This window comes from Streptococcus mitis (genome assembly GCF_901542415.1).
GTDB classification, from domain to species: Bacteria; Bacillota; Bacilli; order Lactobacillales; family Streptococcaceae; genus Streptococcus; species Streptococcus mitis_BL.
This window is the reverse complement of the sequence record NZ_CABEHV010000004.1, coordinates 551,470-576,682: the sequence shown is the minus strand read 5'-3', so window position 1 is coordinate 576,682 and position 25,213 is coordinate 551,470. Positions and strand designations below refer to the sequence as shown.

Sequence of the window (25,213 nt, the reverse complement as noted above, 5' to 3'; positions counted from 1 at the left end):
TTATCACTGTGTGGTTTTATTTTAAAGCTAGTTTTTGTCTAGCATCATATTAAATAGCTATTTGTTATATTCATTTAAACAAAGGATCAAAGAAACCGTCTGTGTTTTTAAGAAGGGCTTTGAATACCTTAGATTTAAGAGCTACAGTATGAGAGAAGTCATCTGTTTTTTTCAAATCTTCTTTGACTGCTTTATCAAATAAAGGCCTTAACTCATCATAGTTACTGATATGGACGCCATCAATATCGATACCTTCAAAGCCTTTCTTAGCTTTAGCAAGAATTTCTCCATACCAATGTCTCTTCCACTCTTCAAGGGTTTTAAAGTTTCCTTGCGATACTTTATTAATTATTAGCTTATCGCTTAGTAAACCATGGTTGTTTTTATCTGCTTCTGTTTTGTATTTATTGGATACATAACTGATAAAGCCATTTTCATAACCATAGTAGCCCCACATACGGAAAGCATTATGCTTAAATGATAATGAACCAGGTGCACCATCACTCGTATTCCCACCGTAAATACCAGCCATCATATTGACATTCACGTAAGCTGAGTTTGGAGTGAAATCCTCTGGACGATAAATTCTATTCCCTGGATTTCCATGTTTTGTCATAAAATTATTATCGATTAAATCATTGATGCTTGATAACTTCTTAGCTTTTTCTTCTTCATTCAAATCACGAACTTTATCCCATTGATTCGGCGCTTTGAGCTTATTCAAATTGTCAATAGTCCGCATTGCCTTGTCAACTTTCTTGAACCACTTCGTATTAATATCTGGTACCCCTGATTCTAGAACTGCATCTGCTTCTAGATGATCCAGCATCATTAGTGCTTCATTATAGTTTTTCATATATCGATCGATGTCTTCACGAGTTTGAAGCTTATCAGGATTATAATTGTACCATTGGTCACCATCATTTTCACGATGATAGGCCATGTTAAGACCTAGAGCACCATATTCACCGTTACCTGTAGATTTATCAGGTGTTTGCAACATACCTTGAGCATATGCTTCAACGTCGGTGCCTTCACGATGACTATTTCCTCCAAAATATAACATACGGTCATTAACATGAGTTGTTTCATGTGTAAATGCTGAAATACCAAATTGACTAATCATATTCGTTCCCATGAAATAGACTTGATCATTATTATTAGGCTGTGGAAAAATAGATGCCATAGCTCCCATATACCAGTTGGTATCATGGAATTTCCAAGTTGGTCCATATAATTCACGAATTGGCGCAATTGGTTTATTGTTCTTATCATAACCCATACGATTTACACCTTCAACGTTATGATAGTTTTGATTATCCCAAACTGGTGTCGGTACCATATTTTGACTTTTAAGAAGTCTATCACGAACAGTAGGTAATGCTAAACGTGACCAGAAGTCCAGGTAAGTTTGTTGTCCCTTAGCAACTTTATCAATTTCTTTCTTAAATTCGTTTCGAGATTCTTCTGTTAACTTACCATATTTCTCAAATGAACTGTATGCCATCGTGTTATATGTTGAAATTAGAAACATATGAGCATCTTTAAGCGTTAGAAGTGGTAAAATCATACGTCCATGAACACCGTTATCTAGCCCATCAAAGACTCTATGACGTTTATTGACAAAGTCAGGATTTGTAGTTTTAGGTTCTGAAACATAAACATTCTTAGCTGAGTGGATAAACCAATCATTAATGTCTTTATCCTCTGTAAATAAACGCATGTTGTATTCTAAGAAGTTACGCAAATTACCTTTACCAGTATTACCTGCGATGATTTCACGGTAAGCATCCTGAGTTCGATCCCCCTTCAAGTTCTTTTCACTCGAACCGATGTTGATGAGTCTGTCAATAACGCTTGGTGTCTTACCATAAAAGTCAGGTTTGAACATCATGATGTTTTTTATACTTATGTCACCGTATTTGATATCATAGTAACGATTGAGATAAGTCAGAGCCATCATGATTTTAGCTTTATTTGTTTCTACTTTCTTGAGAAGTGCTTTTATCGCAGCTTCATCACCATTCAATTGATGGTCTTCATTTTCGACCAAGTCTTTGACTAACTTATCTAGATTTTGCTTCACTTCGGCAAAGCTCTCTTCTAAGTATAGATTGCGAATATATCCATCTTTACGTGTATTGGTATTTTCTTCAGCTTTATTACGATTCTCCATTAGCGCGCGTACTTCAGCTGAAATTAGGTCAATACTTGAGAGTCTTTCTTTCACATCTGCAATCAGTTTGTCTCGATTTTTATCAACCATGTTTGGTGTATAAACAATGTCACCAAGACCAGATACGCTATATTCACGCACTTGTTGGACTTTAGAATCCTTGAGTGTGACCCCCATTTCTTCTTTAGTGCCATCTGCATAGTGAATCATTATTTTATCGATATCCGATAAATCGGTCACGAATTGACCATCCTTCATCCCCGTAACAGAAAGGACTTCTTTCTTAGCTAAGTTTGAATCTTCTGCAAGTTTGTTACCTTGGTTGACAATCCATTCTTTATTGTAGAACGGTTGAAGTTTTTCAATGTTACGATATGCTAAATCGCGTTCGGATTTGTAGTCTTGCGTTGATTTGTATTCATCTTCTTTTCTTGTTAAACGATTTAAGCGGTTGACTATAGGTTCGTTGATTTCGTATTTATCTGCGGATATGCCGTAAGATTCAATTTTCTTATCTGCTTCTACTTGGGAAATCATTGAGATTCGTTTTGAACGTTGATAAGATGACAAACCTGTACTAACATCTTTCACTACATAATCGCGATTCAATCGATTTCCAGAAAAATATCCGTCTTCGTCATCAATATTGCGTGAACCAAAGAAGATCTCACCCTTGGAAACTTTCATCATGGAAATATTATCTTCAATAGCTCCCAACACCCAGTTAGTACTAATGAATCCTCCAACATCAACAGGATTTTCAATATCAATAGTCCCTTTTGCGACAGAATGACGCACACTACCTTCTGTTCCCACAGTATAATTGTTCATACCATTATCTGAAACAGATACAACTCCAGCTGCTTTTGCTCGTTTACCAGTTATTGTGGCGTTTACAAATGCTTTATCAAGGTTCCCCTTCCAAATCTCTCCAACAATCCCTGCTAGGTTTTGCCCCTTATCTCCACTAGCGTGTAATTTACCATTAAAAGCAACATTGCGCATATTCGCACCACGGTCTAACTTATTCACGATGCCCGCAACATTATTATTAGCGATAACACTACCTGTGACTTTAATATCTTCAACTGTAGCATTTTTCACCATATTAGCAAGAGGTGCTACATTATCAGCCCAAGGCATATTGACATCAACATTACCTAGATTAATGTTTTTAATTGAACCATTTTCAACACGATCAAACAACGGTCGAGCGATGTTATGAATCGTGTATTGCTTACCATCGACACTTGATAAATGACCTTGGAATGTACCAGGTACATATTGTTTACCAGCAGCAGGAACATTTGTAGCATTCAAATCGGCACCGATTTTAAACGTACCTTTCATGTCCGCTCTCATCGCCTCAACCAACTCTTTAAAGTTATAGTAGACATTATCTTCTTTAGGATGGGGCTTTTCTATATAATAAACATACTTATTGCGCGCCTTAGATGGATCAATGTGTTGAATCAAATCTTGAGCTTCAGCCGTAATTTTATAAAGTTTTTGCCCTTCTTCAGTTACTTCCTCAATTTTATCAACTGCTAAACGAGTTGCTTTGTTATCCCGAGAAGTAATTTTCAAGTACATTTTTTTAATATCTTCATCAGAAGGCTTTTCATTCATAAAATCACTAGGTGTTTCAGTACCATCATCATTCACCTTCACTAAATTAGTAGATGCGATATTTTTAATTTCAACTTTTTTCAAATCCAAGCGAAGTGGTTTCTCTTCTAATGTTGCAGTCTCTTCTCCCTTACCACGATCATAGGTCATAGTGGTTTCTATCTTATAGTCCTTGTAGAATTTTAAATCTTCTACCTGCTTATTTAACTGCTCTGAAGTTAAATCTACTGTTTTGACAATTTCATTTCCATCTTTAATTGTCGCAGTAATTTTATTGATTTTGACTCCATCTGCATTAACTAAATGATAAGAAAGATTTGCGGAGCGGTCTAATACATTTGTATCTGTTCTATCTAAGGTCAAAACAGGAGCTGTTTTTTCTTTTGGTTTTTCTTTTGTACCTTTTACAAGAATTTCAGGCTTCATTTCTTTTAACACAGTTACGGTTTCAACTGGGTCACTGATTTTTTTGCCATGTAACTCTTCATAGCTAGTAACAATTTGACGTTCGCCATCCTCACCAACTTGTTTAACAGAATCATCGCCTATAAATTTGGTAGAATCAGATTCTTCTACAGTCGTTTTAGGAATAGTCTCTGTCCGAATGTCAGTGTGTAAAGAAGGCAACTCTTCTCTTTCTGGTGCAACTTCTGAAACTGTAGATATTGGTTCAGTATACTCTGGAATGTCGATAACAGGTGGCTCAATCAAGTTTCCGTTTTCATCTACTCCTGTGGTGCCTACAGGTTCCGTGTATGCTGGTTTTTCATGAACTTCTGGTTCAACAAGATTACCGTCAATTGGAGCTGTATATTCTTGTTTCTCATGAACTTCCGATTCCCCTTTATCAGTCGCAACCGCTTCTGGTAATGCTGGTTGAACTTCTGGTTCCCCTTTATCAGTCACAACCGCTTCTGGTAAAGCTGGTTGAACTTCCGGTTCCCCTTTATCAGTCACAACCGCTTCTGGTAACGCTGGCTGAACTTCCGGTTTGCCTTTGTCAGTCATAACCGCTTCTGGTAACGCTGGCTGAACTTCCGGTTCCCCCTTTTCAGTGACTATGGCTTCCGGTAATGCTGGCTGAACTTCTGGTTTGCCTTTGTCAGTCACAACGGCTTCAGGTAATGCTGGTTGAACTTCTGGTTTCCCTTTTTCGGTTACAACGGCTTCAGGTAATGTTGGTTGAACTTCTGGTTTCCCTTTATCAGTCACAACGGCTTCAGGTAAAGCTGGTTGAACTTCTGGTTTCCCTTTATCAGTCACAACGGCTTCAGGTAATGTTGGTTGAACTTTCGCTTCCCCTTTATCAGTCACAACGGCTTCCGGTAATGCTGGTTGAACTTCTGGTTCGCCTTTCTCTGTTACAACTTTTGGTTGCTCAACTGGCGAAACAGTTGATGCCGGAGAAACCGACGAAACAGTTCTATCATCAAGCTCCAAGTAACCAACATATCTGTAACCAGAAATTTGCAACACACCATCACGACCAGACTCATGGATGTTAGCATTCAAATTAAGTGCTGAAGCAGTTGATAGTGTAACTAAACCTGTCGCCCCTACAATCAAAAATGTAGCTATTTTTTTATTTCTCTTATCTTTTGTAATAACTACAACAAGACTACCGATGGTCAATAAACCAAATACAGTCATAATAGATTGAGAACTTCCTGTGTTTGGTAATGCGTCTTTTTCATAAACCAAGGCATATGACTCTTTTGATTCATCAGGAGTACCTGATTTCAGGTGAGCACGTTCATTTTGCGTCAAATTAGCATAATCCAAGTAGTGATATGTGGATGCCCCTACAACTGATGGTGCAAATAAAAGACTCCCAAGAAATACAGAACCAACAATACCTTTTATTTTCCGAATGGAAAATTTATCTTTTTTTAATAATGACAATTCTAATCCTCTACATTTGCTTTTTATTTCCTAATAGTAAACACTATTTTTTATTCTCAAAAATTGAACTTCTAAAATCATCGGTTTGGTCAAGATAAGCTTTAAAAATCGCTCTCTTCAACTTATGAACCGCACTGTCAAATTCTGGTTTGTAATTACTCCAAGAATAACTATCCTCATCTGCATCCTTTCGAACAGCTTCATCCATTAATCGCTGCAACTCTGTAACACTACTTATGGTTTTCGTAGAAAAACTAGTCCAAGGTTTTGTTGGATCATTAAAAGTAACTTTATTCAGTCTATCAAATTGAGCTACACGTTCATTGTACATAGCTTGCTTGAATTGTGTCCAAGTTTTATATTGACCATTAAATACTTTTTGAAGTACAAGTTCATCTGTCACTAATCCTCGGTCTTTACCATAAATAGTTATTTTTTTACCATTTTGTTTAGCAAGATCTTCGTATTGATTTGAGATATAAGGTACCATACCATCTTTAAAGCCTTTAGCAGCTAATAGTTCGTAGGCCATACGACGTCCCATTAGGTCACCTGGCGTTCCGTTATCATTACTTAATGCTGCATAAATCGGCGCAAATAGTTTTATAGTAAAATAGCCATTTCTTTCGTATGTTTTTGACGCATATTCCCTAGAAGAAAGAATATTATTATCAATCAAATCATTGAATGAACGTAGTTTTTCAGCTTCTTCTACTGTTAGATCTCTGACAACATTTGTTGCATATACGTTATTTCCATCTGCTGGATCTTTCACATACTTATTCTCAATTTTTCTGAGAGCTTCCATTTTCTGATAAACATTCAGTTTCTTAACGATTGATTGTCCTTCAAGATATTCCAACATATAAACGACATCAAACATATTGTGGACATATTGCTTCAAATCATCAGAGTTTTTGAATCTCGTAGTTGGATCGAGTACTTGTAATCGTTGTCCTTCTGTACTATCTGATTTTGAATGTTTCAATATAGAGTTGATGGTGATTGTCGCATCTTCTGGATGGTCTGGTGCTTGCAATAAGCCTTTTGCGAAGAACTCTGGTCCCAAGCCGCTTCTTCTTCCATATCCTCCAAGATAAATTTCCCTATCAGAGTTATGTGTCATTTCATGAGTATATGTTACCGCACCAGATTTATCTAACATACGATAAGCCATATAGTAGAATGCGTCACCTGTTGCATATGCACCATTAGCATTGTGAACAACATTATTTCCAGCAGGGCCAAAGAAGTTTTTAATAGCTGGATGATTAGTTTCAAAATTAGCTTCTTGTAACTTATTATCTTTATCATTTCCAAATCTAAATGCATCATAGACTGGGACACTTCTAAATAATTTTTCTTTATTTTCTTTATCTAGAATTTTATACCAATAATCATAATGATCTCTAAATCGTTTAGCCGCTTCTTTTGCATTATCTTCTACAAATTTATTTAATTTCTCTCCCTTAGGATGTTCAGGACTTCTATATCTATCATAAGCACCAAATCCTATAGTTGAAATATTGGCAATCATAAATATCATTTTTTCTTCTGGTAAAGTTAATAACGGTAAGACCATACTTTGATATTTCCATGATGGACTAGTTAATCTATCATAAACACCTATAGAGTGTTCTGTTCCTTGTTCTGACTGCTTAGAACTTACTTCAGGAATAGTAGATTTTTCTTCAACTATATAAGCTTTAGATTGTTTTTTAAACCAGCCGTTATTAGAAGTAGTTGGTAGAAATACTTTTCTATAACCTTCTAATGCTTTAAATAAACTTTCAGTTCCATAATTTTTCGCTAATAATACATTATAAGTAATTACATTATTTTTCGCTAATAAATTATTAAAGCCAGATTTACCTAATTCAATAACATTATCTAATGCAGAACTATTAGACTTACCGAAGAAATCTAAATGATATAATACTAAATCTTTAGAACTTGCATTATCATATTTAAAATTATACCAACGTTCTAGATAAGTTAAACCTAGAAGTAACGCTTCTTTATTATTCTTAATTTTTTCTATTACATAATTATCAATTATTGAATTACTATTTTCAGCTATTGCTGCATCAGCAGAAAGAAGTTTTGATAAACTATCTTCAATGTTTGCTTTTGTTTTGTCGAATTGTTCATCTAGATATAATTCCGTTAATTTTATGTCATTAGAAATATCTAAGACTTTTCTAACTCCAGCTGAACTATATTGAACAGATTTAAGATCATTTAAAACAGCATTTACAATATTATCATAATTATGCAATAGCGTATTAGGTGTGTATATTAATTTTGTATTAGCTATTTCATATTCTGCTACTTTAGAGAAATCTTGTAGATATTTTATATTTAATGTTTGAGAAGTATTATCTGAATAATGAAGTAACAGCTTATTAATACTGGCTTTATGTTTATTAATATCAGAAATTACTTCTTTCTCATGCATCGGAACTACAGACACAAGCTCTTTAGTAAATAAATCATTATTAGTGTCCACTAAATTACCATATTTAACAATTGTCTCTCTATTATAGAAAGGTAATAGTTTCTCAATATTTTTATATACTTTCAACCTAGAAATATCAGCATCTTTTAAATTTCTATAATCCGTTTTATATTTAGAAGAGAAGTTAAAGTCTTCTGTTTTAATATTATTTTTATGAACAAGTTCAGCTTTTTTCTCCAGAACTTTATTATTTTCTAATACAGTTCCTCTTTGTATTTCTGAATCTCTACTTAGTACTTCATCATCTACTTGTACTACATTGACTACCTTATTATTTTTATTACTATAAGTGTTAGTTGCTCTTATTCCTTTAAAATCATAACCAGCAATAGCATTACCGTTCGTAACATTAACGTCACTTAATACATTTGTAAGTTGACCTGAGTTTCTTTCATCTGATGATTCTCTATCCCAAAGATACCCTGCAACTCCTCCAACATAACCAAAATGTTTTACATTATTAAGATTTCCTTCAACATAACTATTACTAATTGTCGCTTTTTTATCAACAACACCTGCAATACCACCAACAACCTGGTCTCCTGTATTAGCATTTGTCGCCATATCGATAGATGAAATTGATCTATCAATCAAAGCACTAACTCCCGAAAGTTTTCCTACTAAACCACCTATTTGATAAGTAGCTTTTGTATCATAAGTATTCGTTATTCTACCAGTAAAACTACTATTAGATATTGTAGAGTTAGTTATTTGTGAAACTAAACCACCAATGCTACGCTCACCAGCAATTACACCAGATGAATGAACATTTGTAATTGTAGTACCATTATTCGCCTCTTTAGCAATTGTGGCAGCATCTTCTTTAGAAGAAACATTCGCTTCTTTTATTGAAAGATCTCGAATAGTAGCACGACTTAAAGCATTAAATAACGGTTTTTTCAGATTATATATAGCATAGTTCTTATCATTGTTTGAACCTATTAATGTACCACTAAATTCGTGATTAATATAACTTTCTTTACCATCTGGAAGATCTACTTCACGAGCATCTATAGTCGCCCCTAGGCGGAACGTACCATGTGGGTTACTATTCATAGCATCTACTAGATTTTTAAATGATGTATAAACTCCATTTTCACTACTTACCGTCTTAGGTAGGTAGTAAGTATAATTTTCTAAAGTACCATTGTTTTCGTGTTGAATTAAATCATTAGCTTGTCCTACAATTTTATAAACATCTTGATTATCTTTTCTAACGCTCTCAATACTCTTAACTGGCAACATAACATCTTTAAAGTTCTCTGATTTTACTTTCATAAAGTAATCAGTTGGAGTAGTTGGAACACTCGCAAGTGAAGTTACATGTCGATATTTATTATTTTCTACTGTATATAATTCCACGTTTGAAACATTTCTAAGTTCTAGTTTCTTGTCGACTTGTTTTTCTTCTTTAATTTTATCTTTAGGACGTTCCGCTTCCCCATTTGTAGGACTTGCCTCATTTTCAGGTTTAGTCTCTTCTGCACTTGCTTGTTCTATTTTACCAGTATATTCTTTCGGTGCTTCTACTTTCTCTGGTTCGACTATTGCCCCAGCTTGCACTCCTGTGTATTCTTTGGGTGGCTCTACCTTTTCTGGTTCAACTATTGCCCCAGCTTGTACTCCTGTGTATTCTGGCAGTGGATCTACTTGTTCTGGTTCAACGATAGCTCCGGCTTGCACTCCTGTGTATTCCTTCGGTGCTTCTACCTTCTCTGGTTCAACTACAGCGCCAGCTTGTACTCCAGCATATTCCGGTTCAACTTTTTCAGGTTCAACTTTTTCAGGTTCAACAATAGCTCCGGCTTGTACACCTGTATATTCTGGTAGTGGTGCTACCTGTTCTGGTTCGCCTTTATCTGTTACAACTGCTTCTGGTAATTCTGGATGGACCGCTGGCTCACCCTTGTCAGTCACAACTGCTTCCGGCAGCGCTGGTTGAACTTCTGGTTCACCTTTATCACTTACTACTGCTTCCGGTAACACTGGTTGGACTGCAGGGTCTCCCTTCTCTGTGACTACTGCTTCTGGTAATTCTGGCTGAATTGCGGGTTCAACAATAGCTCCAGACTGTACTTCCTTATGTTCTGCACCAGTCTCAGGTTGGTCCTTTATAACTTTAGCTTTTTTAGTACCTTTTTCGACTATTCTTGGAACAGACGCAGTCGTTGAAGTTGAAACAATTTCTCGTGAAACCTCTTCCTTGTTTACAGAGAATATTCTGACGATTTCAACTTTCTTACCCAATTTACCTTCTTGTTTTACTCTTACAGTTCCTTCAGCTAAATCAGGATTTTCTTGAATTTCTTCTTGAAAATCTATTTTTGTCTCTATAGTTTCCTCACGATATAAGAGTTCAGGTTTATTCAACTGGCCTGATAGAACTTCATCCTGTGGATTTAATGTATTTACCCCAGTCTTTTCTTTTGGAGAAACCTTCTCCTCTTTCTTCGCTTCTATATTCTTATGTTCTGCCAACTGTGCTTGAGAATCTGAAGATTGTTTCTCTTCTTTTCTTGGATTGATTAATTCAGTAGAGAAAGGTTTTTCAACTACTTGAACTTCTGTCGGCTTAGTTGAAGAAACAGGTGTTTGTTCCTGAATAGCTTGTACTGTTGATGGATTCTCTACAAAATTCGGTGTAACATTATAATCCACCTTTTGTTGTTTTGTAGGAGTGGCAACTGAACTCTTTTGATTACTTACTTCAGAATCAGAAGTAGTTTTCCCGTCTTTGATATATCCAATATAAGTGTAACCTGAAATGTCTTTAGGAAGAGGTAATTTTTCTCCTTAGGTTAATTCATAGTCAGTATTGTAATTCAGTAAGAGATTATTTTCTAAAGCATGAGCTGAAACTAAGACACCATTTCCTATTCCTGCAACCAATACTAAATGTAATACTGTTTTATTCTTAACTTTTTTCTTTGAAACGGCAAAAATTAAAATTCCCAGAGCAGCTAAGCTAGCACCAGCAACCAAGGTTTGCATCTCATTCTTGCTTCCAGTATTTGGCAATTCTCCCAGTTGATTTTGAGAATTTAATTTATAAACAAGATAATAAGTTTCATCATCATTCTCCGTGTATGCCGGAATATCATAGACAAGCTGCTTCTTGTCTTCTGATGATAACTCTGACTCTGTCACATATTTATAGTGAACACCTTTAGTCTCTTGAGCTTCTACAGATGAACTACCTAATACAGACATAAAAAATAAACTTGAAATCGTCGCAGATACAAGTCCTACTGATAATTTTCTAAATGAAAAACGCTGCTGTTTTTCACCAAAATACTTTTCCATGATTCCTCCTTGAAATAAAATTTATATTTATGTTACGAAGACCTTTAATATATTAGTGTATTATCTATAAAAAAGGCATCACACTTTAATTATACTCTTAATTTACCAAAAAGTCTTAAAATTGAGTTACGCTTTCATACTTTGTTTTATATATAAAATACGAAGGAGCAGGGTTTGCCATTTCCTATTTTCTCTTTTTGGATAAAATGTAACCTACCATGAAATTTCCACGGTAGGTGTTACTCATATCAATAATCGTTCTAAAAATGGTTTGATGCAGTTGAGGAGAATTCCTTCTATCCAGCTTTCTTGTGCTGAGGATAGATGTTCTGTCTGAAGGCTTTCTTTTAAAAAGTCTCGGACTTGTTCTGGTGCAATTTCAAACTCAAAAGCTTTCATTTTATAGAAAAAGTCAAGCAGATTGTCTGACAGGTATTCAGTTGAAAAGGGAACTTCTCCACTTTTTCGATATTCTAATAAGAGCCTAGAAAATCGGGCTTTTTCTTCTGGAAGCTCACGAAAATAGGAATTGAGGAGCCAGATCTGCTTCTGCTTTCTTTCAATTGGATCCCGACTGGTAATTCGTTGGTCTTTTTCCAGCTCTTTTTTGTATTGTTTGGCCTTGATAGCCCGTTCTGTTCGATTTTTACCAAAAAGTATTTTCTCCCACTTACGTTCTTCTTGAGTCAGGGTTTCTGTAAAGCCAAAGTAATCTTGATAGGCACGCTCTGCTGGGCCCATAGCTAGAACCAGATTGTCTGCATATTGCTTGGCGATTTTATCTCTCTTCTTGCGCTCTTTCTCTGCCTGGATACGGAGTTCTTGTTCGTAGTCAATTTTCTCCTTGCCTAGCTTGACAAGGTAGAGTTGGTCATCTGATTTTCCAAGTAAAAAGGGTTTGATACACTTTTCAAGGACTTCTTCCATACGAGCTTTCTTCTTGGGTTCTGCCTTGGTCCAACTTCCTCCTTGAAAGACTTCTAGGAAAAGCTGGTAGTCTCTCTCAGGTGCAAATTGATTGCCACGATTGGGTTTAAAAACACCTTTTTCCCAGAGCCAATTTAGAAGACGCTCGTCAAAGTCACTTTTATTGACCTTGATTTTCTCCTTTTTATGGGCTTTTCTGGTCAGATTTTCAACCTTTCTAAGCAGTTTTTCTTCCTCTTCCAGTTGCTGGTCAAGGGTCAATCGATGAAAATGACGAACACAGTCGCTACCAATCGGAAAGAGACGTTGGCCTGTGACGCCATTAAAGAGTTCGTAGGCGTACTTGATGGCATTCCCACAGACACAATTGCTACGGCCGATACCGTTAAAAATCAAGGAAACTTCATTCCATTCCTTGGTAGCTTGTTCCCAAGTATCAGATTTTGAAGCCTGTAAAACCGCATCATGCAGGGATTTTCTAACTGGAAGTGTCATGGGGTCTCCTTTCTAGATTATACTTTTACAACTTTAACCTCTTCTTTACCCAGTAAAATCAAGTATTTTTCAATATTTTCAATCGAATAGGCGCGGGATAAAGCCTCTTCGTATAGGGCTAACTGTCCACGATAGCGGTCTACGAGTTGACTTGGTTCATCATAGCGGTCTGTCTTATAGTCGAACAGAACGATTTTGTCCTCGTAAAGTAGATAGCCATCAAGGATACCACGGACAACGAAGTCTTCCTTACTCTTTTGGTCTAGTTTGAGCATGGAGAAAGGTTGCTCGCGATAAAGATGGTTGGTATTAGCGAGAATTTCCTGACCGAGTTCTGTGTCAAAGAATGCAAGAATTTTAGCAAGATTAATTTTTTCCCTGACAGCTTGGCTGGTTTGAACTTGTTTGATAGTTTCTTTCAGGCCAGCAAGCGTTGGTCGCTGACTGAGGTCAATTCTCTGCATGAGTTCGTGGGTAGCACTACCAATCTCAGCTCCAGTTACCTTTTCTTTAGTTGAAAAATCTGGCAAATCAAAGCTGGTTTTCTTGCCTACTGACTGGTCTTGACCAGCAATTTCGACACCCTCCATATCCATAACAGGTTCGTAGAATTTCTTGATTTGACTTGGGGTTTGAACACTAGGAAGTTCAATGGCTGCGCGGTGAAGAGTATTATAGACTTCAACCTCTTTCAGCATTTCAAGAGCTTCTTTAATAGTTTCAGACTGGCGATTGTCTGCTTGGGAGCTATCTTGGAGAGGACTTTTGTTTTCCAACTGACCGATAGCTTCTCTAGTCAGCTGATCTTCACCGACAAAACGATAGCTAAAGTTGAGATGATCCTTGGCAAATACTTTACTGATAGCCCAAATCCAATCTTGGAAATTCTTGGCTTGAAGTCTAGTGTTGCTATTTAGTTTTCCATTTTTAGCTGCTGGGTATTCCTTAGCTTCCAGCTTTTCACGAGAACCCTTACCGACAAGATAGAGCTTTTTCTCAGCCCTCGTCATAGCAACATACAGTAGACGCATTTGCTCAGAATAGCTTGCCAGCTGAAATTCCTCTTCATTCTGCATATAGGTCAGGCTAGGAATGGAGAGTTTGATGGTTTTAGGATAGTGATCTTCAACTGCTCCCGTCTCCATCTTGGCAATATATTTGACACCTAGTCCATTTTTACGACTGAGAATGACTTCTGACATGGTGTCTTGCTTGTTGAAATCTTGATCCATATTGAGAATAAAGACGTAAGGAAACTCTAGCCCTTTACTCTTGTGAATGGTCATGAGCTCTACTGCATCTTTTGGCGGTGCGACGGCCACGCTTGCCAAATCGTGCTGGGATTCTAGGATATTGTCAATCATGCTAATAAAACGTGACAAGCCTTTGAAATTGCTCTTTTCAAATTGATCTGCTCTCAAAGCTAGGGCATAGAGATTGGTCTGTCTAGCAGGACCATTTGGCAAAGTTCCAACATAATCATAATAAAAACGGTCGTTATAAATCTTCCAAATCAGGTCATATAGGGAGTGGTTTTTGGCATACAAGCGCCAAGAAGCTAAGATATCCATGAATTGCTTTAGTTTCTCAGCTAGAGCCGTGTGAATCAAGTTTTTCTGGCTGCTAGCCAGTTTTTGAGCATTGACCAGTTTCTCATAGAGATTTTCTTGGACTTTATCCTCTGCTTTCTGAAGGGACAAGCGTGCTAACTCGTCTTCGTCAAATCCAAACATTGGAGACTTCATAAGGGCAACCAAGGCATAGTCTTGCAGGGGATTGTGAATGACACGAAGGGTATTTAGCATGACTTGCACTTCTAGGGATTGGAGATAATTGTTTTGCTCTCCGTCGGTTTTGACAGGAATTCCATACTCAGACAGGGCGAGGAGAATCTGGTCATTACGACTGCGACTGGAGGTCAGAAGGGCAATTTCTTTAAAGGCAACACCTTTCTCTTGATGGAGTCTAAGTATTTCCTTGATGACTAAGCGCATCTCACCAGTTAGTTTCGTTTCTGTTCGACTCTCTTCTTCCTCACCTGTATCGTCCTTGTCGTAGAGGAAAAATTCAGCCTTGTTCTCAGGGTTGGGAGTCAGTTTGGTATTGGCAAAAACAAGCTGGTGCATGTTATCATAGTTGATTTCGCCGACCTCTTGGTCCATGAGACGTTCAAAGACATCATTGGTTGCTGACAGCACTTCTGAACTACTACGGAAATTTTCTTTGAGGAGAATGAGCTTGCCTTCTTGGGGATTTTGCGCATAGCGTTGGAATTTCTCATTGAAAATCTGCGGATCTGCCTGACGGAAACGATAGATAGACTGCTTGATATCTCCTACCATAAAGCGATTGTGGCCATTAGACAGCAATTCCAGCATCCGTTCTTGAATATGGTTGGTATCCTGATACTCATCGACCATGACTTCATGGAAGCGCTCCTGATAAGCCTCACGGACTTGTGGGAATTTCTCTAAAATCTCAATAGTGTAATGGCTGATATCAGCGAATTCAAAGGCATTTTCCTGGCGTTTACGCTGACGATAAGCCTCTACAAAATCACTCATGAAGGTTTGGAAAGTCTTAGCTAGTTCCAATGTGTCTCCATGATAACGTTCTTGATAGTCGAGGATCGTTATCTGGTCTGCTAGTTGTCCTAGTTTAGTAAACTGGGCCTTTCTCTCTTCATTGTAGGCATCGACCAGTTGCTTCAAATCAGCCTTACGACTGGCATTCGTCAGAGCCCGACCATTTTTCTCTTTTGAAATTGCGACAACACGCGCAAGCACTGCTTGATAAGCCTGACTATCGGACTCCTGATTCAAGGAGCTAATTTCGTCTAGAATCAACTTAACATTTTCTAGATAAGCAGCCTTTGGAAACTCCTTGGCATCATTATCCAGATGGTAACGGAAGAAACTTTCCAAGTCCCAAAGCGCCTGTTTGATTTTCTCAGTTAGTTTTTCTTTTTCACTGGTAAAATCAGCTTTTTCAAAGCCTTTGAGGAAAGATTCACTCAGCCATTTCTGAGGATTGCTAGTGGATTGAAGAAAGTCATAGATTTTATAGACCTGCTGGCGTAGCCCCCGTTCATCTTTGCCACGTCCAGCAAAATTTTTCAGCAAATGACTAAAGATCTCTTTCTGTTTACCTTGATAATGGGCTTCAAAGACATCATGAAAGACTTCGTTTTTTAGAAGAAGTTGCTCGCTTTGGTTTTGTAAAATACGGAAATTAGGTGCAATATCAATCAGATAGCCATGTTTGCCAAGGAATTTTTGTGTGAAAGAGTCCATGGTTCCGATGGCAGCATTTGGTAGGTCTGCCAACTGGCGTCCCAAGTGTTGTTTGAGGTCAACATCGCTGCTTTCTTGGATTTGTTGGCTGATTTTCTTCTCTAAACGTTCCTTAAGTTCAGTCGCAGCCTTAACGGTAAAGGTTGAGATAAAGAGTTGAGAAATTTCGACACCACGCGCCAATTGATCTAGAATGCGCTCGGCCATGACAAAAGTCTTCCCAGAACCAGCCGACGCTGAGACAAGGATATTCTGACCAGAAGTGTAGATAGCTTCGATTTGCTCGGCAGTTTTCTTCTGTTCCTTGCTCGAATTTACTTCAGCTTCTTGCAATTTTTGAATTTCTTCCTCAGTTAAAAAGGGAATAGGCTTCATCGATTCAACTCCTCTCTTATTTTTTCAAACCAAGCTTGCTTGAGTTTTTCTCCGACCATACGCTTGCCATCAGTTAAGTCCAACTTTTCTAGGAAACGGGCTTGACCCAAATGGTAATTGGCTTCAAAGCCTGTGATGGCTTGATGTTGCTGAACATATGGGGCAATACTTCTGCCATTTTCGCTATAAGGATTAATGGCGAACTGACCCGCTAAAATCTTCTCAGCCGCTTTTTTATAAAGATGGGCATTGTAGTCCAGTAGGAGCTGGAATTCCTCATCTGTCAGCTGATTAGCCTTGTTTTTGTTATAAAATTCGCCCAAATGACTGCTTTCTTTTTCTAAAAAGAGGCCTTGGTATTTCATAGACTTGCTAGCTTCTATTACTGCACCTGCCAGACTTTTAACGGCCATCAGAGATTGGACTTGTTCAGCCATTTCCAAGTACATGGCACCAAAAAAGTTCTGCTCTCCTTCTCTTTTTAAGGCAGCTAGATAGGTTGGCAACTGGGAATTGAGCCCATTAAAGAAATGAGGAAACTGGAACTGAGTCAGACTCGACTTGTAGTCTACTACCCCTATCGCCCCATCAGCTTTCAATCGGTCAATGCGGTCAACCTTGCCTCGTACAAAGACACTGCGTCCATTGTCCAATTGAATAAAGGCTTGGTCCTTGCCACCAAAATTTGCCTCTTCTTTGATGGTTTCGATGGCTGGATTGTGTCGGAGAATATGTCCAGTCGTCCGCGCCACATCAAGCAGAACTTCCTTTGTAAACTGGGCTTCCAAACTTTCTTGATAAATGGCTTCAAATTCGCGTTCTTGACTGGTTTCTTGGATAGCTTGTTCTAAACGTTTGTCAAAGGAATCTTCGTCAGGAAACTGCAAGGCGCGTTCAAAGATACGGTGCAAGAAATTTCCGTGACTGCGGGCATCAGGACGTAGACGTAATTCCTCCTGCAAGCCTAACACGTAGCGGAGGAAATAACTGTATTGGTTTCGGTAAAACTCCGTCAAACCAGACGTAGACAGGTAAAATTCCTTGTCATCTGGATAGAGAGCCTGTAAGGTATCCTTGGTCAACTGCTTACTGCTTGGACTGGTTGGGAGGGCTGGATTTTCCAGACCTTGCTGTTCTAGTTTTTTACCCATGACACGCGCCAGAACCTTGACAAAGGTCAAATCTTGCTCAGTATCACTCGTCTCGCTCTGCTGGTGATAGGCAACTAGACTGGACAAAAGACTGTGATATGACCCCATATCTTCCTTAGACAGCCCTTTGTGATTCATCCTCTTCTCTTTCCTGCTAAATCCAAAATGGACTAGCTCTTGAAGATAAGCTGATTCCTTGCTTTCACTTTCGTTAAAAAGGCTTGGAGCCGACAAGACCAACTGCTTACGAGCAGAATTGACCAAGGAAAGCATAGTGTAGCGATTTTTCTTGAGATTTTCACTGCTAGCAATCAGCAATTGCGCCCCATCTTCTGTCGCTTGGTTTAGGCTCTGTCTCTCTTCATCTGTCAAAAGACTGGTGTTTTGAGAAATTTTTGGTAAATTGTCCTGAGTTAGACCAATGGCGTAGACAAAGTCAGCAGTCAGAGGGGCAATCAAATCATAGCTCTGCACCAGAACGGTGTCCACCGTTGCTGGAATGGTACGGTATTGAGATAGGCTCATACCAGAATGAAGCAAGGCTAGGAAATCCTCAAGATTAACCTGTGATCCAGCAAAAACGGTCGCAAATTGTTCTAAAACATGGCAGAAAGCCTTCCAAACTTCTGCTTGTCTTTCCTGTTCAAGAGTTTCCATAGTGGCTGTCAAATCTTGCAGTTGCTTGGTCACCGCTCCTTCATTTAGAAAGACATTCCACTTTTGCAAGAGATTTTCAGACTTCTGCTTTCGGCTAGCAAAAAGAGTCTCAAGAGGTCCTAAAACACGCAGACGAAGAGCATTTAAACGCCCTAGATCAAATTTTCCATGGTGGGATTTGGTGAAGGTTTGCTGAAAGGCTGGCAAGCCATTGATGCCAAGATAGCGGATATATTGCTCAAAAGCGTCAATATCAGCCTGACTAAGATCAGTATACAGACCAGTTCTGAGGAGGTTAATCAAATCCTCCTGACGGAAACGATAACGTTTTAAAGCTAGAATAGACTCGACAAACTGTGTCAATGGATGATGGGCCATGGCTTCGCTTCTACCAAGATAAAAAGGAATCTGATACTGGTCAAAAATGGTTTTTAGAGATAACTGGTAAGAAGACACATCTCCCAAGAGAATACGAAAATGCTTGTAACTAAGGTCTGGATTGGCATGTAATTTCTGACGAATACTACGCGCTACCAACTCCAACTCTTCTTTTTGTGTTAAACAAGACCAGATTTGCAGGTTTTCACGGTCCTTCTCACCGACCTCCAAAGTGAGCTCTGAAAAGTCATAAGAAGACTCCAGCAAACGAGAGGCCTTGTCAAAACTATCCATCTTCTCATGAGCTTGAGAAAGGTCTTGTGCAGGCGTTTGGTATTTAGAAGCTAGATGATGGAGAAACTCCACACTGGCTTGATAAAGATTACCTTCGCTAAAAGGGCTGGTATAGGATTTCTTACTAGTATAAGCCCCAATGACAATCTCAACACCCTTGCCATGAAGTAAGTCCACAATCCGCTCTTCCTCAGCAGAAAAACGGGTAAATCCATCAATGACTAAAGCAATTTGAGTAAAATCACTACTTACCTTATTATTCTCAATAGCCTCAATCAAATGGGACAACTGACTTCCCTGAGCTAACTGACCTTGATTGAGATAGGCCGTTACTTTCTCAAAAATCAAGAGCAAGTCTGCTCTTTTGTCCTCATCCGTCAAACTCTCCAAGTCTAAAAAGCTCATCTGAGCTTTGGTCATCTCGTGGTAAAGTTCAATCAACTGCTGGATAAACTGAGGATCCTGCTTGATGGCGCCGTATACTCGTAAGTCTTTGGGATCAAGTTCGGCAAGGCACTTGTAAAAGGCCATCCCAAGACCGATATCATCAAGACTGGTCTTAGCAGGCAAGTCATTCAAGACCAGGTAACGAGCCATTTGAGCAAAGCGCGTGACGGTAATAGCAAAAGAAGCCTGCTGGGACAAACATTCCAGCACGGCGCGTTCCTTTTCAAAAGAAAGAGAGTTGGGAGCGATGTAGAAGACCCGCTTGCCCGCAGCAACTAGCTCCTCCGCCTCTCTCGTTAAAATTTCAGTCAAAGAAGTCCGAATATCAGTATAAAGTAGTTTCATCTCTGCCTCGTTGGAATTTTTCATTACCTTTTATTATACCATTTTTTAATTAAGCAATCCTGTAAATAATCAGTTCTTGCTCATCTATTGAAAAGAAAATGCCGGAAAATTCCGACATTGTTTTAGTAAGCTAACTTCCTGAAAATAGGAGTAACCACAAGTTCCAGAAGGCAGTGATATTGATGAGGATATGAACCACTATTGGATAGTAGAGAGTTTTTGTCATGCGATACAATATAGCCAAAATAAGACCTCCACTAGCATAAATGAAAAAGGCAAGAGGTGTTAAAGCGAAATTGATATGAATACAACCGAAAATAATAGCAGAAAGCAAGACATCTCCGTACCAAGGTGAGTTTTTGAAAAAGGTTGTCATAAGCACACCGAGATAAATCAACTCCTCAGCAATAGGGCCGATGAAGTAAACTATGAGCAAGAAATAGGGTAATTCCTGTCTCCCCATCATTTCTATCGTTTCATTCAAAGAAATTTGATTTGAAGACGAGGGTATGAAATAAGACAAGAGGAAGTCCGACATATACAAAATAATGTAGCCCAGTAAAAGGTAGATAAAGTACCTCGGCTGCCACTTGAAATGAAAAGTTTTCTTTCCAGCAAAAACTAGTAGATAGATGACCGCTAATAAAAGAACTCCACTCTCCATCAAAAGCAAAATCTGAAAAAACTCACGACTTGCTGGTAGATAGGGCTTTGCGAGGTGATTGAAAAGCCTCCAAAACCAAGTTGATTTATAAAAAATTAAGGACAATGCTAGTAAAATTTGAATAGCCCGTTTTTTCATATTAAATCCTTTGTTTTTCTTGACTAACTTATTGAATATAATGGTTTACTTAATTGAATCACAGGTTTAATATAGCATATCTTTTTCAAAGTATCCTCTTCAAATCATAAATTGTCATCAAAACATCCTAAACTGTAAAATCAATTAGTCCCTACCCTTTTACCATCATCTTCTCCAAAATATGCTATAATAATACCAAAAGATAAAGAAGGAAAATCTATGATTAAACTACTAGCCTTAGATATGGACGGAACCCTCCTCAATGAAGCCAAGGAAATTCCACAAGCTCACATTACTGCTATTCACCAAGCCATTGAAAAAGGTGTCAAACTGGTTCTCTGTACAGGTCGCCCGCTTTTCGGTGTCCTTCCCTACTACAAAAAACTGGGGCTTGACCTCCAGAACGAATATGTCATTGTCAATAACGGTTGTTCAACTCACCAGACCAGTGACTGGGGACTAGTTGACTGGCAAGAACTCAGTTCATCTGACATCGAATACCTCTATGACCTAGCTAAAAAGAGTGATGTTCAATTGACTCTTTTTGATGAGGAGCATTATTTTGTCCTCGGTGGCAAGCCTAATGAAATCATTCAAAATGATGCCAAGCTAGTCTTTTCAGACCTGACTGAAATCTCCCTTGAGGAAGCAACCAGTGGCAAGTACCGCATGTTCCAAGGTATGTTTTTAGGTACAGAGGAGCAAACAGATGATTTTGAAGAGCGTTTTGCTATAGAACTCTGCCAACGATTTAGTGGAGTTCGTTCACAGCCTGTTATTTATGAAGCCATGCCACTTGGAACGACCAAGGCTACCGCTCTTTCTCGATTAGCTGAAATTTTGAAGATTGAGCCGTTAGAAATTATGGCCATGGGCGATGCCAATAACGATATCGAAATGCTCCAATTTGCAGGCCTTGGTGTTGCTATGGGAAATGCCAGCGATTATGTCAAATCCCTAGCTGATGACGTTACAGCCAGCAACGAAGAAGACGGCGTTGCGCGTGCGATTGAGAAATACATTCTATAATTAAGAAGCCCAGTTCATGTCAACTGGGTTTTGATATTTAAGAATTCCTAAAACTTTAGAAAGTCTTTAGAAATGCTTGAGCTTTCTTTGATTTCTATGCTTTATACTAAAGTTAACAAAATAAATCAAAAGGAGAGAATCATGAAAACAGTACTTGACATTCATGGATTGTCCAAAAACTTTGCCAAACAAGCCATTCTTCAGGATCTTCATCTAACCATAAGAGAAGGAGATATTTATGGACTTATCGGGAAGAACGGAGCTGGGAAGACCACCTTAATAAAAATCATTACACAACTACTGTTTGCGGATAAAGGAACTGTTTCCCTCTTCTCTAGCCAATCGGAAAATGAATGGACCAAGGCTCTATCTCGAGTAGGTTCAGTGATCGAATCACCTGTAGCTCATAATCACTTAACAGCCGATCAAAATCTGAAATATTACTGTATGATTCGTCATATTCCAAATGCTGATCAAGTTATTCGAGAAACGCTGGACTATGTAGGTTTGTCAGATACAGGTAAAAAAGTCTTTCGAGATTTCTCTCTTGGAATGAAGCAAAGACTTGGCATCGCCATTGCTCTTCTTTCCAAACCAGACTTCCTAATCTTAGATGAACCTATCAATGGACTTGATCCAATCGGTATCAAAGAATTTCGTCTGATGATTCAACGCCTCAATCAAGAAAAAGGGATAACCATTCTCATCTCTAGCCATATCTTGTCAGAACTCTATCTCGTAGCAAATCGCTTTGGTATTTTAGATCAAGGTAAGATTATCCGTGAAATCAGCAAAGCTGAATTTGAAACACTGAGTGAGGATTATATTGTGCTTAAGACAGCTGACCAAGAGAAAGCTTGTCAAGTATTGAAAGAACAAATCCAGCTCCAGTTCAAGGTTGTCAATCCTGAAAACGAAATCCACATCTTTGGTCAGGAACAAGATGTCAAACAGATTCTTAAGGAATTAACCTTGGCAGATGTCGCTATTGACGAGATTTACTACGCTCGTCAAAATCTAGAAGAATACTTCACTCAATTGGTCGAATAGGAGAAACATCATGATACATACCATTCAAGCAGACTTTTACCGTCTTTTCCGTTCCAAAGGTTTTTGGATTACAGAGTTCATTCTCTTTTCTCTCATGCTAATGGGCGCAAGTATTGGAGCTACTGGCCATCTGATGGCAATCCAGACAGAAGAGCCAGAAATTCCAACCCATGGTTGGGACGGTGTACAAGCCCTGATTAACGCATCTAGTCAAGGTTCAAACCTCGTTTTTCTCTGTATTATTCTAACTTGTCTAGTCCTCGGTGTTGATTTAATCGGAAAGCTCTATAAAAATAGTTTGACAGTAGGGGTTTCTCGTATAGAGTTTTTCCTTGCCAAAGGCTTTGTAGTGGCTTGTATTGCACTTTTGCAACTTATCATCAGCCTTGTGATTGCCTTTATTCCAGCAACTATCTTAAATGGATTTGGAACTATGCCTGATGGCTTTATTGGCAATCTATTGATAACCATTTTCCTTCAATTTCTTTGCCTCCTTGCTTGGCTTTCCATTGTTTCCTTCATCCTCTATGTTAGCCATTCTTATCTTGCAGTATTTATTGGATATTTGGTCAGCTCCATCTTACTTTCTATGCCAATGCTCATCTTCCCAAGTATCAAAATTTTGCCATATTTATCATTGCAGTTTTTCTATGCTATGACTGCTAATAGTGAATCCATTTTCTACACCCTTATAGTTACCTTAGCTGTTATTGTAATCTTTAATCTAAGTGGATTGACAGTTTTTAAAAAGAAAAGTCTATAAAAAACGACCTCCTCTAGCCTACAGAGGAGGTTTCTTTCGTTAAAAGTAAATGAAAACCGACAACCACTGCCCATCTGTGCTTAGTTTCATTTCTGCACCGAGAAGATGGCATAATTCCTCAGTGATATAAAGGCCTAAACCAGAGGATTCTTCCGTATCAGATAGATTTTCAGAATAAAAACGGTTGCTGAGATTTTCTATTTTTTTGATGGGCTGTTTGACAAGGTTTGCAATCTCTAAGACAAGCTGTTCCTTTTCCTTTCTCAAAGATAGCCGTGCTTCTTCCTTGCCATGTTTTAGGACGTTCCCAAGCAGATTTTGTAAAATTCGATCCAGCAAGTCTTCATCAGTCCTCATTGTTAAACCAGCTTCAACCTTAAAATCAAGCATGATATTTGCCGCCTGAAAAACATCATAATAAGCCAGAGTCTTTTTGGTGATAAAAGCTGAAAAATCCACTTCTTCCAGTTTCGGTTTGACAGCTCCTTCCATCAAACGACGGTATTCTAGGAGAGCCTCCAAACGTTTGGAAACTAAATCAAGATGCTGGGCTATTTTTTGTAAGGTTTCTGCTTTGTCTTCAGGAGATTTTATCAATTGTTGGGTGTAGCCTGAAGCGATAGTCAAAGGCGTCCGAATATCATGAGCGATATTGCTGATGGCCATATCTAGAGTCTGCTTTTCCCTTTTCATAACCAGTCGAGATTGTTCCACTTCCTGAAATAAATTCTCAATCTGCTGATAGAGATGTAAAAAATGTTTGGAAAAAATGCTGACCCCTACTCTTTTCATACTACCTGTGAGAATCTTGTCTTCAATCTGTTGACTCAAGTTTTTAAGTGCTAGTTGGTAGCGAATCAATGCAATCGATAAAATAATCAGGAGTACCAGTAGGATAAAGATTATCATGTAGATCATTGATTGTCTCCTTTTAATCTTACCCCAACGCCCCAAATGGTTTCAATATATTCTTGAGTTGGGTCAAGCTGGTTTAATTTTTTACGAAGATTACTCAAATGCGTATTGAGGGTATTATCTCCAGATAGGTAGTTGTCCTCCCATACCAATTCATAAAGTTCTTCCTTGGTGAAGATTTTCTTAGGATGTTTGAGGAGAGTTTGGAGAATCAAGCATTCTTTCTTGGCAAGACGAATCGTTTCCTGACTATTTTTGATTTCAAAACTTTCGGCATCAAACTGGATATTTTTCAAGTTTTGTGGCAGATTTTCAGTTTTTACAATTTCTGCAGGCTGTTTTTCTGCACTTTGACGTAACTGAACAGTAACTCTTGCAAAGACTTCGTCCAAATCAAAAGGTTTGACTATGTAATCATTGGCACCGTCTAAGAGGTATTGACTGATTAACTTCTTATCGCTCAAAGCTGTTAGCATAATGACTGGAGTTTGACTTTGTTCCCTGATGGCTTTTAAAACCTGATCCCCATTTTTCCCAGGAAGCATGATATCTAGCAAAACGAGGTCAATCCCACCTTGGTCAAAAAGCATGATTCCTTCTGTACCAGAAAAGGCTTGAATCACCTCATGCTCCTCAGTAAGAAGTGTTCTCAAAATTTCCTGAATGTCACTATTATCTTCAATAACCAATATCCTAGCCATAAATACCAACCTTTCTGCAACTATTATAGCATGTTTTATTGTTTCAAAGTCTCTCAATTTTTC

The 25,213-nt window shown here is 38.2% G+C and carries 10 protein-coding genes and 1 pseudogene; 3 read left to right on the top strand and 8 right to left on the bottom strand.

Annotated features, from left to right (window positions below; translation table 11 throughout):
• Positions 1-70 precede the first annotated feature (70 nt).
• The 6 genes and pseudogenes from FQT24_RS03075 to FQT24_RS03050 form a co-directional block, all read right to left on the bottom strand.
• On the bottom strand, positions 71-5,707 hold the full coding sequence (locus FQT24_RS03075; RefSeq protein WP_143952126.1) for a ZmpA/ZmpB/ZmpC family metallo-endopeptidase: 5,637 nt from the start codon (positions 5,705-5,707) through the stop codon (positions 71-73).
• A 43-nt stretch (positions 5,708-5,750) separates the two neighbouring features.
• Positions 5,751-11,528: pseudogene (locus FQT24_RS03070) on the bottom strand (ZmpA/ZmpB/ZmpC family metallo-endopeptidase).
• A gap of 243 nt (positions 11,529-11,771) precedes the next feature.
• Positions 11,772-12,950 (bottom strand): hypothetical protein, encoded by a 1,179-nt coding sequence (locus tag FQT24_RS03065; RefSeq protein ID WP_143952125.1) that lies wholly within the window; start codon positions 12,948-12,950, stop codon positions 11,772-11,774.
• Between the two features lie 17 nt (positions 12,951-12,967).
• Positions 12,968-16,618: a helicase-exonuclease AddAB subunit AddA gene (gene addA, locus FQT24_RS03060; RefSeq protein WP_143952124.1), complete on the bottom strand. Its 3,651-nt coding sequence runs from the start codon at positions 16,616-16,618 to the stop codon at positions 12,968-12,970.
• The gene (gene rexB / locus FQT24_RS03055) at positions 16,615-19,890 is read right to left on the bottom strand and encodes an ATP-dependent nuclease subunit B (RefSeq protein WP_143952123.1); all 3,276 of its coding nucleotides are present in this window, start codon (positions 19,888-19,890) and stop codon (positions 16,615-16,617) included. Before rexB ends, addA begins: the two co-directional genes overlap by 4 nt.
• Positions 19,891-20,020: 130 nt before the next feature.
• A complete protein-coding gene (locus FQT24_RS03050; protein WP_143952122.1) occupies positions 20,021-20,692 on the bottom strand; it encodes a CPBP family intramembrane glutamic endopeptidase in 672 nt (223 codons plus the stop codon).
• Between the two features lie 219 nt (positions 20,693-20,911).
• Here FQT24_RS03050 and FQT24_RS03045 point away from each other — a divergent pair, with 219 nt between their 5' ends.
• The 3 genes from FQT24_RS03045 (at position 20,912) to FQT24_RS03035 (ending at position 23,534) form a co-directional block, all read left to right on the top strand.
• Positions 20,912-21,721 carry a Cof-type HAD-IIB family hydrolase gene (locus FQT24_RS03045; RefSeq protein WP_143952121.1) on the top strand — a complete coding sequence of 270 codons (810 nt, stop codon included), beginning with the start codon at positions 20,912-20,914 and terminating at the stop codon, positions 21,719-21,721.
• A gap of 141 nt (positions 21,722-21,862) precedes the next feature.
• On the top strand, positions 21,863-22,771 hold the full coding sequence (locus tag FQT24_RS03040; RefSeq protein ID WP_143952120.1) for an ATP-binding cassette domain-containing protein: 909 nt from the start codon (positions 21,863-21,865) through the stop codon (positions 22,769-22,771).
• Positions 22,772-22,781: 10 nt separating this feature from the next.
• Entirely contained in the window at positions 22,782-23,534 is a 753-nt protein-coding gene (locus FQT24_RS03035; RefSeq protein ID WP_143952119.1) for an ABC-2 family transporter permease, read from the top strand.
• Positions 23,535-23,573: 39 nt separating this feature from the next.
• Here FQT24_RS03035 and FQT24_RS03030 read toward each other — a convergent pair whose 3' ends face one another.
• Both FQT24_RS03030 and FQT24_RS03025 read right to left on the bottom strand, forming a co-directional pair.
• A complete protein-coding gene (locus FQT24_RS03030) occupies positions 23,574-24,452 on the bottom strand; it encodes a sensor histidine kinase (RefSeq protein ID WP_143952118.1) in 879 nt (292 codons plus the stop codon).
• The gene (locus tag FQT24_RS03025) at positions 24,449-25,150 is read right to left on the bottom strand and encodes a response regulator transcription factor (protein ID WP_143952117.1); all 702 of its coding nucleotides are present in this window, start codon (positions 25,148-25,150) and stop codon (positions 24,449-24,451) included. The genes FQT24_RS03030 and FQT24_RS03025 overlap by 4 nt, the downstream gene beginning before the upstream one ends.
• Positions 25,151-25,213 lie beyond the last annotated feature (63 nt).